General features: G+C 68.1%; 11 protein-coding genes, 1 tRNA gene and 2 riboswitches. Of the genes, 5 read left to right on the top strand and 7 right to left on the bottom strand.

The annotated features are described in order from the left end of the window. Positions 1–45: 45 nt before the first annotated feature. The 5 genes from gcvP to BCR55_RS07010 form a co-directional block, all read right to left on the bottom strand. Positions 46–2,973, bottom strand: coding sequence for an aminomethyl-transferring glycine dehydrogenase (gcvP, locus tag BCR55_RS07030; RefSeq protein ID WP_006408288.1), 2,928 nt, complete (start codon positions 2,971–2,973; stop codon positions 46–48). A 142-nt stretch (positions 2,974–3,115) separates the two neighbouring features. Beyond that, positions 3,116–3,496, bottom strand: a complete 381-nt coding sequence (gene gcvH / locus BCR55_RS07025) for a glycine cleavage system protein GcvH (RefSeq protein WP_006401422.1) — start codon at positions 3,494–3,496, stop codon at positions 3,116–3,118. 114 nt (positions 3,497–3,610) lie between these two features. Beyond that, the gene (gcvT, locus tag BCR55_RS07020) at positions 3,611–4,729 is read right to left on the bottom strand and encodes a glycine cleavage system aminomethyltransferase GcvT (RefSeq protein WP_006408844.1); all 1,119 of its coding nucleotides are present in this window, start codon (positions 4,727–4,729) and stop codon (positions 3,611–3,613) included. Positions 4,730–4,813: 84 nt separating this feature from the next. Then, a riboswitch (glycine riboswitch) is annotated at positions 4,814–4,945 on the bottom strand. A gap of 34 nt (positions 4,946–4,979) precedes the next feature. Then, a riboswitch (glycine riboswitch) is annotated at positions 4,980–5,083 on the bottom strand. A gap of 111 nt (positions 5,084–5,194) precedes the next feature. Further along, complete coding sequence (locus tag BCR55_RS07015; protein WP_065494374.1) at positions 5,195–5,572, bottom strand: hypothetical protein; 378 nt, start codon at positions 5,570–5,572, stop codon at positions 5,195–5,197. A 246-nt stretch (positions 5,573–5,818) separates the two neighbouring features. Then, positions 5,819–6,871 carry an oxidoreductase gene (locus tag BCR55_RS07010; RefSeq protein WP_006401418.1) on the bottom strand — a complete coding sequence of 351 codons (1,053 nt, stop codon included), beginning with the start codon at positions 6,869–6,871 and terminating at the stop codon, positions 5,819–5,821. A gap of 316 nt (positions 6,872–7,187) precedes the next feature. Between BCR55_RS07010 and BCR55_RS07005 the strand changes: the two genes are divergently transcribed. Continuing rightward, positions 7,188–9,275, top strand: coding sequence for a UvrD-helicase domain-containing protein (locus BCR55_RS07005; RefSeq protein ID WP_012467743.1), 2,088 nt, complete (start codon positions 7,188–7,190; stop codon positions 9,273–9,275). An 87-nt stretch (positions 9,276–9,362) separates the two neighbouring features. Here the strand turns inward: BCR55_RS07005 and BCR55_RS07000 are convergent, their stop codons facing one another. Beyond that, positions 9,363–10,256, bottom strand: coding sequence for a cytochrome c5 family protein (locus BCR55_RS07000; RefSeq protein ID WP_006408293.1), 894 nt, complete (start codon positions 10,254–10,256; stop codon positions 9,363–9,365). Between the two features lie 255 nt (positions 10,257–10,511). On the opposite strand from BCR55_RS07000, the gene BCR55_RS06995 reads away from it, so the two are divergent. The 4 genes from BCR55_RS06995 to BCR55_RS06980 all read left to right on the top strand — a co-directional run bounded on the left by BCR55_RS06995 (position 10,512) and on the right by BCR55_RS06980 (position 15,360). Then, positions 10,512–10,587 (top strand) — tRNA-Arg (locus BCR55_RS06995). A 212-nt stretch (positions 10,588–10,799) separates the two neighbouring features. Beyond that, entirely contained in the window at positions 10,800–12,371 is a 1,572-nt protein-coding gene (locus BCR55_RS06990; protein WP_371492603.1) for a TIGR04222 domain-containing membrane protein, read from the top strand. A 289-nt stretch (positions 12,372–12,660) separates the two neighbouring features. Beyond that, entirely contained in the window at positions 12,661–14,601 is a 1,941-nt protein-coding gene (locus BCR55_RS06985; protein WP_244104646.1) for a tetratricopeptide repeat protein, read from the top strand. Positions 14,602–14,697: 96 nt separating this feature from the next. Beyond that, positions 14,698–15,360, top strand: a complete 663-nt coding sequence (locus tag BCR55_RS06980) for an acetyltransferase (RefSeq protein ID WP_065494371.1) — start codon at positions 14,698–14,700, stop codon at positions 15,358–15,360. Positions 15,361–15,371: 11 nt separating this feature from the next. On the opposite strand, the gene vioA is transcribed toward BCR55_RS06980, so the two are convergent. Next, positions 15,372–16,514: a dTDP-4-amino-4,6-dideoxy-D-glucose aminotransferase VioA gene (gene vioA, locus BCR55_RS06975; protein WP_006411258.1), complete on the bottom strand. Its 1,143-nt coding sequence runs from the start codon at positions 16,512–16,514 to the stop codon at positions 15,372–15,374. Positions 16,515–16,534: the final 20 nt, after the last annotated feature.

Raw genomic sequence — 16,534 nt, 5'->3', positions numbered from 1 at the left:
CGGCGTGCGGGGCAAGGCGTGCCGGACGAGCGGGCCGGCGCTGCGTTATGCGTATTCCGACATCGGCACGCACGCGCAGAACAGGTTGCGGTCGCCGTACGCGTTGTCCGCGCGGCCGACCGGCGGCCAGTACTTGTTCGTGCCGAGCGACGCGACCGGGTACGCAGCCTGCTCGCGCGAGTACGCATGCGGCCATTCGTTCGCGGTGACGACCGCGGCCGTGTGCGGCGCGTGACGCAGCGGGTTGTCCTCGCGATCGGCGCGGCCTTCCTCGACCGCGCGGATTTCGTCGCGGATCGCGATCATCGCGTCGATGAAGCGGTCGAGTTCTTCCTTCGACTCCGATTCGGTCGGCTCGACCATCAGCGTGCCCGGCACCGGGAAGCTCATCGTCGGTGCGTGGAAGCCGTAGTCCATCAGGCGCTTCGCGACGTCGTCGACGGTGATCCCGCTCGATTCCTTGATCGGACGCAGATCGAGAATGCACTCGTGCGCGACCAGCCCGCCCGGGCCCGAATACAGCACCGGATAGTGCGGCGCGAGGCGCTTGGCGATGTAGTTCGCGTTGAGGATCGCGGTTTCCGTGGCGGCCGTCAGATTCTTCGCGCCCATCATCGCGATGTACATCCACGAGATCGGCAGGATCGACGCCGAGCCGTACGGCGCGGCCGATACCGCGCCGATGCCGTCTTCGCCGCGCGTGTAGCCCGTCGAACGCTGGTTCGGCAGGAACTTCGCGAGGTGCGCGCCGACCGCGACCGGGCCGACGCCCGGGCCGCCGCCGCCGTGCGGGATGCAGAACGTCTTGTGCAGGTTCAGGTGCGACACGTCGCCGCCGAACTGGCCCGGCGCGGTCAGGCCGACCATCGCGTTCATGTTTGCGCCGTCGACGTACACCTGGCCGCCGTGCGCATGCACGATCTCGCAGATCTCGCGCACGTTCTGCTCGAACACGCCGTGCGTCGACGGATAGGTGATCATGATCGCCGCGAGGTTCGCCGAATGCTGCTCGGCCTTCGCTTTCAGATCGGCGATGTCGACGTTGCCTTGCGCGTCGCACGCGACGACCACGACCTTCATGCCGGCCATGTGGGCGGACGCCGGGTTGGTGCCGTGCGCGGACGCCGGAATCAGGCACACGTCGCGGTGGCCTTCGCCGCGCGATGCATGGTACGCGTGAATGATCAGCAGGCCCGCGTACTCGCCCTGCGAACCCGCGTTCGGCTGCAGCGACACGGCCGCGTAGCCGGTGGCCGCGACGAGCATCTGCTCGAGCTGGTCGATCATCTCGCGATAGCCGACGGTCTGCTCGGCCGGCGCAAACGGGTGGATGCGGCCGAATTCGGGCCACGTAACCGGCAGCATCTCGGAAGTCGCGTTCAGCTTCATCGTGCACGAGCCAAGCGGGATCATCGAGCGGTCGAGCGCGAGATCCTTGTCCGACAGGCTGCGCAGGTAGCGCAGCATTTCCGTTTCGGAATGGTGGCGGTTGAACACGTGGTGCGTCAGGTACGCGCTGGTACGCACGAGCGAGGCCGGCAGCGCGGCTTCGCCGCCCAGGCCCGCATCCAATGCGTCGACGGACGGCGCGGTGCCGCCCGCCGCCTGCGCGAACACGGCGAGCAGATCGGCGAGATCGTCGCGCGTCGTCGTTTCGTCGATCGATACGCCGACGCGCGTGTCGCCGACGCGGCGCAGGTTGATGCGCTTCGCGTTCGCGAATGCGTGGACCTGCGCGGTGCGTGCGCCGGTGTCGACCGTGACCGTATCGAAGAACGTGTCGTTGACCGTCGCGAAGCCGAGCTGCTTCACGCCGGCCGCGAACAGCGCGGCGATGCGGTTCACGCGCAGCGCGATCGTCTTCAGGCCGTGCGGGCCGTGATAGACCGCGTACATGCTCGCCATGATCGCGAGCAGCGCCTGCGCCGTACAGACGTTCGACGTCGCTTTTTCGCGGCGGATGTGCTGTTCGCGCGTCTGCAGCGCGAGGCGCAGCGCCGGTTTGCCCTGCGCGTCGACCGTCACGCCGACGAGGCGGCCAGGCATCTGGCGCTTGAATTCGTCGCGCACCGCGAGATATGCGGCGTGCGGCCCGCCGAAGCCCATCGGCACGCCGAAGCGCTGCGTGTTGCCGACCGCGACGTCCGCGCCCCATTCGCCGGGCGGCGTCAGGACGGTCAGCGCGAGCAGGTCGGCCGCGACGACGACGTGGCCGCCGGCCGCATGGATCGCATCGGTGAGCGCGCGGTAATCGCGCACGTCGCCGTTCACGCCCGGATATTGCAGCAGCACGCCGAACGCGTTCGACTGCGCGGCGTCGGCCGCCGGGCCCGTCTTCACTTCGATGCCGATCGGCAGCGCGCGCGTGCGGATCACTTCGAGCGTCTGCGGCAGCACGTCGTCGGCGACGTAGAACACGTTCGACTTCGGCTTGCCGACGCGCTGCAGCAGCGTCATCGCTTCGGCCGCCGCGGTTGCCTCGTCGAGCAGCGATGCGTTCGAGATCGCGAGGCCGGTCAGGTCGGTCACCATCTGCTGGAAGTTCAGCAGCGCCTCGAGACGGCCCTGCGAAATTTCGGGCTGGTACGGCGTGTAGGCCGTGTACCACGCCGGATTCTCGAGCACGTTGCGCAGGATCACGGCCGGCGTATGCGTGTCGTAATAGCCCTGGCCGATATACGAGCGGAACACCTGGTTTTTGTCCGCGAGCGCGCGCAGCGCGGCAAGCGCTTCGGCTTCGCTCTTCGGCTGCGAGAACGGGCCGAGCGGCAGCGTTTCGTTGCGGCGGATCGAGGCCGGGATCACGGCGTCGATCAGCGCGGCGCGCGACGCGAAGCCGAGCGTGTCGAGCATGGCCTGCTGGCTGGCGGCATCGGGGCCGATGTGGCGTTCGGCGAACGCGTCGTGCGTTTCGAGCGCGGCGAGCGAGAGGGGCGTGCGGTTCATCAGGCGGTCCGGGTGTTCGAGCTTCATGGCGTTCCTATCGGGACGGAGCGGCGTATCGGCGCCGGTCCGGCCCCATGCTGGGCGGGTCGACCGGAAGCGGCGCGGCGGCCGCCTCCGGCTTGCGCGGCACCGGATGGCTGCCGGCCCCGCGCGTTTCGGGTCGGAAAAATCAGTCGATCAGCTTGCCGTAGGCGGCCGCGTCGATCAGCTTGTCGGTCGATGCGCCGTCGGCAAGCTTGATCTTGAACAGCCAGCTCGCGTATGCGTCGCTGTTGACCGAGTCCGGCGTGTCGACGATCGCCGAGTTGATCTCGACGATTTCGCCCGACACCGGCGAATAGATGTCGGACGCGGCCTTCACCGACTCGACGACGCCCACCGCGTCGCCGGCCGTCACCTGCTTGCCGACTTCCGGCAGTTCGAGGAAGACGATGTCGCCGAGCGTGCTCTGCGCGTGATCGGTGATGCCGACCGTCAGCGTGCCGTCTGCTTCGGTACGGATCCACTCGTGTTCCTCGGTGTATTTCAGATCGGCCGGGACGTTGCTCATCGGATGCTCCTGGATAAAAGTGTGATTCGTTGTGCCGGCGCGCCGGGCGGGCGCGCCGATGCGGTTGTTTTGCCGGGCGCCATATCCCGGCGAACCGGGAGGCACTCCCGGTCGTTACGCAGCGAGGACCTTGCCGTTGCGCACGAACGGCAGTTTTACCACGCGCGCGGGAAGTTGCTTGTCACGAATCTGCACATGAACCGTGTCGCCGACCTGAACGGCCGTCGGCACGCGTGCGAACGCGATCGATTCCTGCATCGAGGGCGAGAACGTACCGCTCGTGATCTCGCCTTCGCCGTGCGGCGTGACGACCTTCTGGTGCGCGCGCAGCACGCCGCCCGCCTTGCCGTTTTCCTTTTGCAGGATCAGGCCGACGAAGGCGGCGCGCGTGCCGTCGCGCTCGAGCGCTTCGCGGCCGACGAACGCGCGCGGCGTCGACAGGTCGACCGTCCACGCGAGGCCCGCGTCGAGCGGCGACACGGTGTCGTCCATGTCCTGCCCGTACAGGTTCATGCCGGCTTCGAGCCGCAGCGTGTCGCGCGCGCCGAGCCCGCACGGACGCACGCCGTGCTGCTGCAGCGCGTTCCACAGCGCCTCGACGTGCACGGCGGGGACGATCACTTCGAAGCCGTCCTCGCCCGTGTAGCCGGTGCGCGCGACCGTCAGATCGCCGAACGGCGTGCCGGCGACCTGCGCGGCGTTGAACGGCTTCAGCTCGCTCGTCGCGGCGCGCGCGGCGGGCACGGTCGCCCAGACCTTTTCGCGTGCGTTCGGACCCTGTACGGCGACGATCGCGAAATCGCGGCGCGGCGCGATCGTGAGCCCGTAGCCGCCTTGCTCGTTGAGCTGGTTGAACCAGGCGATGTCTTTGTCGGCCGTGCCGGCGTTGACGACCACGCGGAAGAAGTCTTCGGTGAAGTAATAGACGATCAGGTCGTCGATGACGCCGCCTTGCGGATTGAGCAGGCACGAGTAGAGCGCCTTGCCGGGCGTCTTCAGCTTGCCGACGTTGTTCGCGATCGCGTGCTCGAAGAAGGCGCGCGCGCGGCTGCCGGTGAAATCGACGACGCACATGTGCGACACGTCGAACATGCCGGCGTCGGTGCGCACCGCTTCGTGCTCTTCGATCTGCGAGCCGTAGTTGACGGGCATGTCCCAGCCGCCGAAATCGACCATGCGGGCATTGAGTGCGCGATGCGCGGCGTTGAGCGGGGTATGTTTCAGTGCAGTCATCGAGGCCTCAGGCAAGGCGCTTGCGCGCGGATCAGAACGGCCATGTGCCGACCGCTGCGGCGATGGGCCGGCGAGCGATCCTGTACATGCCCCTCTGTCCTCGATACCTGAGAGATTGCGCTGCGGGATTGCCCCGGCGAACGCGCGCCCCTTCGGTGGGCAGCCTGCCGGCGCTGCATGCGCAGCCGGCTACTGCCGCTCTCCAGAGTGCGGGGAGTGGTGCGGCCCGCGCGAGGCGCGGACGGGATTCCCCGACGCGGTCGGTCCTTTTGCCTGAGAGTTTGCGGGTGTGCCCCTTCGGCGGCGCGACCGGTGCTGAAACGCTGCGGTCACGCGCTCTCCCGACGCGTGCGGGCGACTGTACGCGAGCGGTCGAGCCTTGTCAATTTGAGCAAAAGAATGTCGCTTCGCGACAAGCGGCGGTGCCCGACACCGCCCCGTTTCCCAGCCGCGACGGGTGCCGGATCACTCGCCGATCGCGCGCGCGACCGTGTCCAGTTCCTGATTCAGCACGCGCTGTTCGTCGGCCGACAGCCCGCCGCCGTGCTGGCCGGCCATGTCGCTCGATTCCTGCCGGATGACGTCGAGACGATGGTGCAGCTGGGCGCCGTACGGCGGCGGATACGCGCCGCCGTTCACGCGCGTCTCGATGCGGCGGTGAAGGATGTCGATGCGGCCGAGCACCTGCTGCATCCGCTCGTTGGCCGCCGCCTGCGGATTCGGGCGCGGTGCCGGGGCTGCAGGGGCGGGCGCCGGACGCACGGGCCGCGGCCGCTCGACGACGCACGCAGCGAGCGAGGAAATCAGGACGCAGCAGAGCGCTGCGCGAACCAACCGTTGCATCGAATTCTCCTGAGGATAGGGTGTCGGATCGGCTTTTTGGGAAACGCGTCAGACCGGCGCACCGCTGACTTTCGTTCCCGCGCCAGTTGTAACGGAATGTTGGGCCGGGGCGGCGGGGCGGCGCGAGCGGGACGGCCGCCGATAGCGGCTCGCGCTCGCGCGGCAGCGCGCAGGCGGCCGCGGGAAAGCGGCCGCCGCAAGCGTGCGAGCAGCGACGCTCGAGCCGCGCTGCCGCGCCGCGCTCCGTCAGATCGTGCGCCGCACGAACGGCAGCCGTCGGCCGTCGTGCTCGCTCTGTGCGGCGAGCTCGATGATCGTCATCACATCGACCGCGTCCTGCGGCGTGACCGGGAACGGCGCAGCGTCTTGCACCGCCGCGGCGAGCGCGCGATAGAACTCGGCGTACTGGCCGTCGAGCGTCGGCACCGGCCGCTCCACTTCGATCTCGCCCTCGAGTACGCGCAGCACGCCCGGGCGGTTGCCGCCGCCGAATTCGACGTCGTCGGGCGTAAGGCCGGCCTTCAGCTGGTCTTCCTGCGTGTCGAGGCCGTATTTCTGATAGCTGCCGCGCGTGCCGTGCAGCGTGAAGCGCGCCGGCTCGATCGCCGACAGCGCGCTCGCGTGCAGCGCGACATCCTTGTCCGGATAGCCGAGCAGCAGATGCACGAAATCCGGCGCGGTGCCGTTGTCGCGGCGCGTCTTGACGGTCGCGCTCACCGTCTCGGGCAGCCCGAACAGCGCGAGCGCCTGATCGATCAGGTGCGGGCCGAGGTCGAGCAGCAGGCCGCCGCCGCGGGCCGGTTCCTCGCGCCAGCGCGTGCGCGGCGTGGGCCGGAAGCGGTCGAAGTGCGATGCGAAATAGGTGAGGCGGCCGAGCTCGCCCGATTCGACGAGTCGCCGCACCGTGAGGAAATCGCCGTCCCAGCGGCGGTTGTGGAACGGCGCGAACAGGCGGCTGCGCGCATTCGCGAGCCGGGCGAGCGCGAGCGCTTCGTCGGCGGTCAGCGTGACCGGCTTGTCGACGACGACGTGGCGGCCCGCCTCGAGTACGCGGCGCGCGAGCGCGAAGTGCGTGTCGTTCGGCGTGGCGATCACCACGCAATCGATGTCGTCGAGTGCGAGCAGCGCGTCGAGATCGGCGACGATGCGCGCGCCCGGATACGCGGCGCGCGCGCGATCGGGCTGACCCGTCGCGATCGCGGCGACTTCCGTGCGGCCGCTCGCGGCGATCACCGGCGCGTGAAACGTGGCGCCCGCGAAACCGAAACCCATCAGACCAATCCTGAGCAATGACGACATGGCAATTCCTGGCGACGAATGAAACGGAAGGATCGCGCGCCGGGGCGGCGCGATGACGACTGGCTATTTTGGCATGACGCCGCGGTGGGGCGCGATCGGCCGTTCGGCCGAGGTGCGAGCGCGGTGCGCGCCGGCGCTGCGCCAACCGCGCGATCGCGTGCGCGGCGTGCCGGCGCTCGGCGGCGGGCTTCGCGAAACGCGCGCCGCCGACGTGTTAACATGCGCGTCCTGTCCGCGCATGCGCGTGCTTCGCAGCCTCCGGCGCGCGCGGCATCCTCCCGGCCTATCGCCGTCAACCGCAACATCATCCGACATCATGTCCGCAGGCCTGAACCCCGCTCAGAACGAAGCGGTGCGCTACCTCGACGGTCCCTGCCTCGTGCTCGCCGGCGCGGGCAGCGGCAAGACCCGCGTGATCACGCAGAAGATCGCGCACCTGATCGAAGCGAAGGGCTTCGAGCCGCGCCACATCGCGGCCGTCACGTTCACGAACAAGGCGGCCGCCGAAATGCGCGAGCGCGTGTCGAAGCTGCTCGAAGGCAAGACGCTCACGACGCCCGGCAAGGAAGGGCGCAAGGTGCCCGTGAACCAGCTGACCGTCTGCACGTTCCACTCGCTCGGCGTGCAGATCCTGCGCCAGGAGGCCGAGCACGTCGGCCTGAAGCCGCAGTTTTCGATCATGGATTCGGACGACTGCTTCGGGATGATCCAGGAGCAGATCGGCACGACCGACAAGGGCCTGATCCGCAAGATCCAGAACATCATTTCGCTGTGGAAGAACGGCCTCGTCACGCCCGAGGAGGCGATGACGATCGCCGCGAACGAGGACGAGCACCAGGCCGCGCTCGTGTACCGCAACTACGTCGCGACGCTGCACGCGTACCAGGCCGTCGACTTCGATGACCTGATCCGGCTGCCCACCGAACTGTTCGCGAAGAACGAGCAGGTGCGCGACCGTTGGCAGAACAAGCTGCGCTACCTGCTGATCGACGAATACCAGGACACGAACGCGTGCCAGTACCAGCTGCTGAAGCTGCTCGCGGGCCCGCGCGCCGCGTTCACGGCGGTCGGCGACGACGACCAGGCGATCTACGGCTGGCGCGGCGCGACGCTCGAGAACCTGGCGCAGCTCGGCAAGGATTTTCCGAAGCTGCACGTGATCAAGCTCGAGCAGAACTACCGGTCGACGGTGCGGATCCTGACTGCCGCGAACAACGTCATCGCGAACAATCCGAAGCTGTTCGAGAAGAAGCTGTGGTCCGAGCACGGGATGGGCGACGCGATCACCGTCACCGCGTGCAACGACGAGGAGCACGAGGCCGAATCGGTCGTGTTCCGGCTGTCCGCGCACAAGTTCGAGCGGCGCGCGCAGTTCCGCGACTACGCGATCCTCTATCGCGGCAACTTCCAGGCGCGAATCTTCGAACAGGTGCTGCGGCGCGAGCGGATTCCGTACGTGCTGTCCGGCGGCCAGTCGTTCTTCGACAAGGCCGAGATCAAGGATCTGTGCGCGTATCTGCGCCTGATCGCGAACGCCGACGACGATCCCGCCTTCATTCGCGCCGTCACGACGCCGCGCCGCGGGATCGGCAACACGACGCTCGAGGCGCTCGGCGCATTTGCCGGGCAGGCGAAGGTATCGCTGTTCGAGGCCGTTTATATGGGCGGGATCGAGGCGCGGCTGTCGGCGCGGCAGATCGAGCCGCTGCGGATGTTCTGCGACTTCATCCAGCGGCTGACCGAGCGCGCGGACAAGGAGCCCGCGTCCGTCGTGCTGGACGACATGATGGAAGCGATCCACTACGAGGCGTATCTGTACGACGCGTTCGACGAGCGGCAGGCGCAGTCGAAGTGGCAGAACGTGCTCGAGTTCCTCGAATGGCTGAAGCGCAAGGGCACGAAGCCCGAGACGGAAGCCGTCGACGGCGAGGCCGACGGTTTCCACAACGCGGACGGGCTCGCCGATACCGGCAAGAACCTGCTCGGGCTGATCCAGACCGTCGCGCTGATGTCGATGCTCGAAGGCAAGGAAGAGGACCCGGACGCCGTGCGGCTGTCGACCGTCCATGCGTCGAAGGGGCTCGAGTATCCGCACGTGTTCCTCGTCGGCGTCGAGGAGGGCATCATGCCGCACCGCGGCGGCAGCGAGGACGACGGCCCGATTGACGACGAGCGGATCGAGGAGGAGCGCCGGCTGATGTACGTCGCGATCACGCGCGCGCAGCGCAGCCTGCATCTCAACTGGTGCAAGAAGCGCAAGCGGGCGCGCGAGACCGTCGTGTGCGAGCCGTCGCGGTTCATTCCGGAGATGGGCCTCGACGATGCGCCGCCGCCGACGCCCGAGGAAGCGCCGATGACGCCCAAGGACCGCCTCGCGAGCCTGAAGGCGCTGCTGCAGAAGTGATGCCGCAGCGCCGGTGCGGCGATTGCGCGGACAAACAAAAACCCGCGACGCGCAACGCGTCGCGGGTTTTTTATGGCGCGGCGTGCGTTATTTCGCTGCGTTGACCATGTAGTCGACGGCCGCCTTCACGTCGGCATCCGACGCGTTCGACCCGCCTTTCGGCGGCATCGCGCCCTTGCCGTGCAGCGCGTAGTTGTAGACGGTGTCCATCGAGTCCTTCAGGCGCGGCGCCCAGTCTTCCTTGCTGCCGAACTTCGGCGCGCCGAGCACGCCGGCTGCGTGGCAGGCCTGGCAGACCTGCGTGTACAGCGCCTTGCCGGCCGAGGCGGCGTCGGCGCTCGTCGGCGCGGCTGCCGGTTTTTCGCCGGCCTTCGGAATCGCGGCGATCGCGGCCTGCGCGGCGGCGATCTGCGCGCTGGCCGCGTCGGCGGCGCCCGATGCGCCTGCCGCGCCGCTGGCGGGCTGCGCGGCGTTGGCGGCCGGTGCGGCCGGTTCGGGGAAGTTCGCGCCGTCGTTGTTCGCCATGTAGACGATCGCGCGCGCGATCTCGTAGTCGCTGACGTCGTCCGGGTTCGTGCCGCCGCGCGGCGGCATCGCGCCCTTGCCGGCGAGCGCCGTCTTCAGCAGCGTGTCGAAGCCTTGCGCGATGCGCGGCGCCCAGTCGTCCTTGCTGCCGAACTTCGGCGCGCCCGCGGCGCCCGTGCCGTGGCACGTGACGCAGACCGCCTTGTACACCTCCTCACCCGTCTTGTAAGTGCGCGGTGCGTTGGCATCCTTCACGTCGACCTGCGCGATCGGCGCGATGCGTCGCGCGACCTGGTCGTCGGACAGCGCGTCCGTGCCGGCGCCCGCGCGGAACGCGTGGTTCGCATAGGTGGCAAACAGAACGATGAGGGCAATCGGAATCGCGAACGACGCGATGATGAGGGCAATCAGCTGCCCGGGGGTTTTGACGGGAGATTCGTGGGGTGCTTCGCTCATGCTTGCCTCGTCTCCGTGAATAGGAATTGTGAGCGCGGTGCAACGGCAAAATGGCTGTCCAATGAAGCACGGACGATTATAGACGGAACGTTTACATCACGGCGAGCGGCGCGATGGCGCGTGTTTACCCGCACGGGATGCGGGTGGCGGCGGGGGCCGGCGCGCAAGGTGGACGCGTCATCGGAAACAGGGTATCCTTGCCGTCTTGCCAAATCGTGGGCGATCTTGTTTATTGGGGTCGTTTCACTGTCTCAGGCGCCCGTAGCTCAATGGATAGAGTACTGCCCTCCGAAGGCAGGGGTTGCTGGTTCGATCCCAGCCGGGCGCGCCAAATTGCCTGTTCAGGCGTTCCTCTCTGTAGCTTTCCGCTTCGTCGTTGTTTCGATCGCACTGACATACATCGCCGGTCTCAGCGCAGTCATGCGTGAAGGCGCGAGCACCTCACGCCGCCTCGCCGTCGCGTAAGCGCGTTATGCGAGAATCGCCCGCAACGACAACTCGAGCGACGATCGCGGCGGCCGTCTGCGCATCGCGCCCATGCCGATGGCTACCACCCCGTCTTCCCCGATCGCCGGCGACATGCCGGCCGACTGGCAGCAGGCGCTGCTCGCGCGCCTGAACGCCTATTCTCCCGACGACCCCCATGCGCCGCTGCCATACAGCCGGCGGCTCGCCGACGCCGAAGGCTGGTCGCACGATCGCGCACTGGCTGTGATCGAGGAATACAAGCGTTTCGCATTCCTTGCGCAGGCGGCCGGGCATCCGGTTACGCCGTCGGTCGCGGTCGACGCCGCATGGCATCTCCATCTGCAATACACGCGCGAATACTGGGACGTGTTCTGTGCCGACGTATTGCAGGCGCCGCTGCATCACATGCCCGGTACCGGCGCGCCGGACGAGGCACGCATGTACGAGCAGCGCTATCGCGATACGCTCGACAGCTATCGTCGGCTGTTCGGCTGCGAGCCGCCCGAATCGATCTGGCCTCGTCCGGCGCGTGCGCGCGCTGACACCGCATCGTCGCGTGCCGACGGCGGCTCGGCCGCACGCGAGCCGGGCGAGCGCGGGGCTGCGGCATCCGCGGCGCGGCGCAACTGGCGCAATCGTCTGCCCAAGCTGGCGTGGCCGGCGGCCGCCGCAAGTGTCGCGGCGACTTGTGCGTCGGCGCACGACCTCAACCTGCTGAACTACACGGGGCCGCAGTTCCTCACGTTCTATATCCCGGCCTGCATCGTTGCGCTGCTGCTGATCGTCGGCCTGCAGCAGGTCGAATACCGCTGCCGGCGCCGACGTGTATTCACGCGCGAAGCGGTGCCGGACCTGAGCGCCGAGCAGGTCGCCTATATCGCCGGCGAAGAGACGCGCGTCGTGCAGGTGATGACGCTGTCGCTGATCCAGGCGGGCGCGATCGATCTGAGGCGGGCCGGCCGGCTGGGCACGCGCGTGACGCTCGTCGATCCGGCGCGCGCCGGCGCCTACGCGGACGAGTGCGAATGGCTGGCCGCTCAACCGGACGGCGAAGTGAGCTTCGGCGCGTTCCGCCAGGTCCTCGCGCGCCGCGCGGCCCAATACGCGGATGCCGTGCGCCGGCGTGAATGGCTGTGGGCGCCGGGCGAGATGCGTGCGGCGCGGCTGGCCGCGCGCGCGATCGTACTGATCGTGCTGGGCACGGGCGTCGCAAAGCTCGCGGTCGGGCTCAGTCGCGGGCGGCCCGTGCTGCTGCTCGGCATCAGCATGGCCGCATTCGCGATCGCCTACGGCATCATCGCCGAGCGCCTGACGGGCTTCGGGCGCGGCGGCCTGTCGGTGGGCGGCCGGGCAACGCTTGACGCGCACCGCAACGATCGCCACGACGAACCCAGTACGCCGGACGATTTGCTGTGGGCCACCGCGCTGTTCGGCGCGGGCGCGCTGGTCGGCACCGCGTGGGGCATGCATGCGAGCGCGTTGATGGAGCCGCCGCCGCTGATGACGGCCGCGATGCGCGCGGACGGAACGAGCGGGTCGTCGCCCAGCAGCCACGCGAGCGATTTCGGGCCGAGCTGCTCGTCGTCGAGTTCGTGCAGTTCCAGTTCCTGCGCGGCGAGTTGCGGCGGGTGTTCGTCGAACAGTTGAGTCGTTGGTGTGGGCGGTGGCGGCGTCAGATGAACCGTCGATGGCGGTGGCCGCTTGCCACCGCCAACCGGCCACCCTGCCACCCGCTAAGCCGCTAAGCCGCTAAGCCGCTAAGCCGCCAACCCGCCAACCCGCCAACCCGCCACCACACCCCATCCGCCGAACAGCCACGCGGAACGGGCTCATCTCCTCGCATCGCGCGTACATCCCCTTCGGTAATCTGTCATCCGAAGCCGTTCACGCTGAAACGAAATCGTCGCGCGCACGGCCCTTTGCCTCGCCTCCGATTATGACGCCCGTTTCCGACGATTCCGCGCCCGTTCAAGAAGCCGCGACCCTATGCCAGAGCGGGCAGTTCGCTGCCGCGCTGTCGCTGGTCGCGCCGTTGCTCGACAGGCCCGCGCCCGATGCCACGGCGCTGCATGTCGCAGCCGTCTGCGCGCTCGGCATGAATCGGCACGCGGACGCGGAACACTGGTGGCGGCGCGCAATCGACACGATGCCGGCATTCGAGCCCCCTTACGACGGCCTCTGCGCATTGCTCGTATCGCAGCAGCGATACGCCGACGCGGAAGCCGCGCTGCGTCGCCAACTCGAGTCGGTCCAGCCGCTGCGCGCGTCGCATCATCATCGGCTCGGCAAGCTGCTCGAAATGCTCGGCCGCTTCAGCGAGGCCGAACAGGCGTTCGGGCAGGCACTGCTGCTCGAGCCGCAGTCGGCGGAAGTGCTGAACGATCTCGGCAACGTGCTGCGTGTCGTCGGACGGCAGGCCGAGGCCGAACTCGCGTATCGGCTCGCGATCGCCGTGCGTTCGGATCACGCGCTCGCCCATGCGAATCTCGGCGCGATCCTCGTCGACATGCAGCGCCTGCCCGAAGCGGAAGCCGCGAGCCGGCAAGCGCTCGCCCTGTGCCCCGATCATCCGGAGGCGCATTACAACCTCGGCGTCGCGCTGCAGAATCTCGATCGTCTCGCCGAAGCGGAAGCAGCGTATCGCGATGCGATTCGCTGCCGCCCCGGCCTGGCACAGGCGCACAACAATCTCGGCTGCGTGCTGCGCGCGCAGGGACGCCACGACGAAGCGATGGCGGTCTTCGCCGACGCGCTCGCCCTTGCGCCGCAGATGGCCGAAGTGCACTACAACCTCGGCGCGACGTTCGCGCATGCCGGTCGCTTTGCGGATGCGGAGCGCGCATACCGCCGCGCGCTCGAACTGCGCGGCGACTATGCGGACGCGCAGTTCGGTCTCGCGACGCTGCTGCTCGGCCTCGGTCGGTTCGACGAAGGCTGGCGGCGCTATGAATCGCGCTACGCGCAGTCGACGTTCGTCCATCGGCGCACGCGCGAGATACTGCGATGCGCGCAGTGGCAGGGCGAGCCGCTCGCGGGCCGCACGCTGCTCGTGTGGCAGGAGGATGGCCTCGGCGACATGCTGCAGTTCAGCCGCTATTTCAGCGAGTTTCGTGCGCGGGGCGCGGCGCGTGTGGTATTCGCGTGTCAGCCGGCGCTGCATCGGCTCATGGAAACGGTCGACGGCATCGACGCGGTGCTCGATCACGACGCGGCCATCGCGCGTTCGGCCGAATTCGATTACTGGACGAGCCCGCTCAGCGCGCCGCTGTATGCGGGGACGACGCTCGACACGATCCCGCCGCCGGTGCGGCTCGTGCCCGATCCCGAGCGCGTCGCGCGGTGGCGGGTGCGGCTGGACGCGCTGCCTGCCGGTCCGCGTGTCGGTCTCGTCTGGAAAGGCAACCCGAAGCATCACAACGACGCGCATCGTTCGCTGCCGTCGCTCGCGTTGCTGACGCCATTGTGGAGCGTGCCGGGCGTGCAATTCGTGAGCCTGCAGAAGGGGCAGGGCGAAGACGAGGCGCGCATGCCGCCGGGCGGCCTGCCGCTGCTGCATCTCGGTTCGGAGATCGGCGATTTCGCCGATACGGCGGCGATCGTCGCGCAACTCGATCTCGTGGTCTGCGTCGACACGTCGATCGCGCATCTGGCGGCGTCGCTCGGCAAACCATGCTGGGTGCTGTTGCCGAATCAGGACGTCGACTGGCGTTGGCTGCACGAGCGCGACGATTCGCCGTGGTATCCGGGCACGATGCGTTTGTTTCGGCGCGGGCGCGAGGAAAGCTGGATCAGGGTGGCCGAGCGCTTGCGGGAGGCGTTTGCGGCGTATTTCGCGAACCGCCGTACGGCCGCGAACGAGCCGGCCCGTGTCGACTGACGACGCATTGCACGTGGCGTGCCGCTTGGGCACACCGTGCGAGACCGTGCGGCGGCACGCATCGCATTTTTGTTTTTCCGTTCAATCGAGGCACGCGTGGACAACATCGTGATCGTGGGTTCGTCGGGGCACGCCAAAGTCGTGATCGACATCGTCGAGCAGGCGGGCCGCTACCGGATTGCCGGCTTGATCGATTCGTTCCGATCGCGCGGCGAGCAGACGCTCGGTTATCCGGTCCTCGGCGCCGAGCGCGACCTGCCGCAATTGGTCGACGCGCATCGGATCACGGGCGTGCTGGTCGCCATCGGCGACAACCATGCGCGCGAGCAAGTGACCGCGACGGTCGCGTCGATCGTGCCGGACCTGCCGCACGTAACGGCCGTTCATCCGGCCGCGCGAATCGGCAAGGCGTCGACGATCGGCGCGGGCACGGTCGTGATGGCGGGTGCCGTGATCAATCCATGCTGCACGATCGGCGCAGCCTGCATCGTCAACACGAATGCGTCGCTCGATCACGACGGTGTCATGGTGGATTTCTCGAGCCTCGCGCCCGGCGTCGTGACGGGCGGCAACTGCCGGATCGGACGCGGCGCGGCGATCGGTCTCGGCGCGATGCTGCGGCACCGGATCACGGTGGGGGAGCACGCAGTCGTCGGCGCGGGCGCCGTGGTGTTGCACGACGTCGACCCGTACACGGTCGCATACGGCAATCCGGCGCGCCGGATTCGCGAACTTGCGGCGGGCGAGCGCTATCTATGAATGTCGCGGGCTCAGCCGGCGATCAGATCGACGATGCGGTGGACCATCGCATCGGTCAGCGCCGGATAGATCGGCAGGCATAGCACCTTGCGCGACGCCTCGGACGCGACGGGCAGGTTGTCGCGGTTCGCGGACGGCAAGCCGCGATACATCGGAAACTCCGAAATCAACGGATGGAAGTAGCGGCGCGCGTAGACGTCGTAGTCGCGCAGCTTGCGATAGAGCGCATCGCGGTCGAGCGGATATGCTTCGTCGACGAGGATCGCGAAATACGCGTAGTTCGCGACCGCATGGTCGCCGCGCGGCAGGCAGCGAATCCCGCGCACGTCGCTCAGCAGCGTGCGGTACAGCGTGTCGATCTCGCGGCGGCGCGCAAGCGCGGCGTCGATGTGCTGCAGCTGCAGCATCCCGAACGCGGCGTTGATCTCGCTCATTTTCCCGTTGATGCCGGGCGCGACGACCGTGACTTCGTCGACGAACCCGAAATTCTTCAGATGGTCGATCCGCTGCTTGGTCTTCGCGTCGGGGCAGATGATCGCGCCGCCTTCGAACGTGTTGAACACCTTCGTCGCATGGAAGCTCAGCACCGACAAATCGCCGTGGGTCAGCACGCTGCCGGTGTCGGTGCGTACGCCGAACGCATGCGCGGCGTCGTAAATCACGCGCAGGTTGTAGTTGTCGGCGATCTTCTGAATTGCGTCGACGTCGCACGGATTGCCGTAGCAATGCACGGGCATGATCGCGGTGGTTTGCGGCGTGATGGCCGCCTCGATGCGCGCCGGGTCGAGATTGAGCGTGCCGGGCGTCACGTCGACGAATACCGGCTTGATGCCGTTCCACAGCAGCGAATGCGCGGTCGCGACGAACGAATAAGGCGTCGTGATGACCTCGCCGTTGATGCGCAGGGCCTGCAGCGCGGTCACGAGCGCGAGCGTGCCGTTGGCGAACAGCGACAGATACGGAACGCCGAGATACTCGCAGAGCGCGCGCTCGAACTGCTGGTGGAACGGGCCGCCGTTGGTGAGCGTCCTGCTTTCCCAGATCTTCTCGAGGTACGGCAGGAAGTCTTCGAGCGGCGGCAAGTGCGGTTGCGTGACGTAGATGCGTTCGTTCGGCAATTGCGCGACGGACGAGGCGGGCAGGCTGGCGGTCATGGCGGTCTCTCTCGAATGGC

It is taken from the genome of Burkholderia sp. CCA53, from assembly GCF_001685525.1.
Classification (GTDB): Bacteria; Pseudomonadota; Gammaproteobacteria; order Burkholderiales; family Burkholderiaceae; genus Burkholderia; species Burkholderia multivorans.
Note: the sequence above shows the minus strand (reverse complement) of the source record. Positions and strands in the feature narration are given on the sequence as shown.

Excerpts from the sequence above, each read along its gene's own strand:
- gcvP (WP_006408288.1), bottom strand. The coding sequence starts at position 2,973 with ATGAAGCTCGAACACCCGGACCGCCTGATGAACCGCACGCCCCTCTCG.
- gcvH (WP_006401422.1), bottom strand. The coding sequence starts at position 3,496 with ATGAGCAACGTCCCGGCCGATCTGAAATACACCGAGGAACACGAGTGG.
- gcvT (WP_006408844.1), bottom strand. The coding sequence starts at position 4,729 with ATGACTGCACTGAAACATACCCCGCTCAACGCCGCGCATCGCGCACTC.
- BCR55_RS07015 (WP_065494374.1), bottom strand. The coding sequence starts at position 5,572 with ATGCAACGGTTGGTTCGCGCAGCGCTCTGCTGCGTCCTGATTTCCTCG.
- BCR55_RS07010 (WP_006401418.1), bottom strand. The coding sequence starts at position 6,871 with ATGTCGTCATTGCTCAGGATTGGTCTGATGGGTTTCGGTTTCGCGGGC.
- BCR55_RS07005 (WP_012467743.1), top strand. The coding sequence starts at position 7,188 with ATGTCCGCAGGCCTGAACCCCGCTCAGAACGAAGCGGTGCGCTACCTC.
- BCR55_RS07000 (WP_006408293.1), bottom strand. The coding sequence starts at position 10,256 with ATGAGCGAAGCACCCCACGAATCTCCCGTCAAAACCCCCGGGCAGCTG.
- BCR55_RS06990 (WP_371492603.1), top strand. The coding sequence starts at position 10,800 with ATGGCTACCACCCCGTCTTCCCCGATCGCCGGCGACATGCCGGCCGAC.
- BCR55_RS06985 (WP_244104646.1), top strand. The coding sequence starts at position 12,661 with ATGACGCCCGTTTCCGACGATTCCGCGCCCGTTCAAGAAGCCGCGACC.
- vioA (WP_006411258.1), bottom strand. The coding sequence starts at position 16,514 with ATGACCGCCAGCCTGCCCGCCTCGTCCGTCGCGCAATTGCCGAACGAA.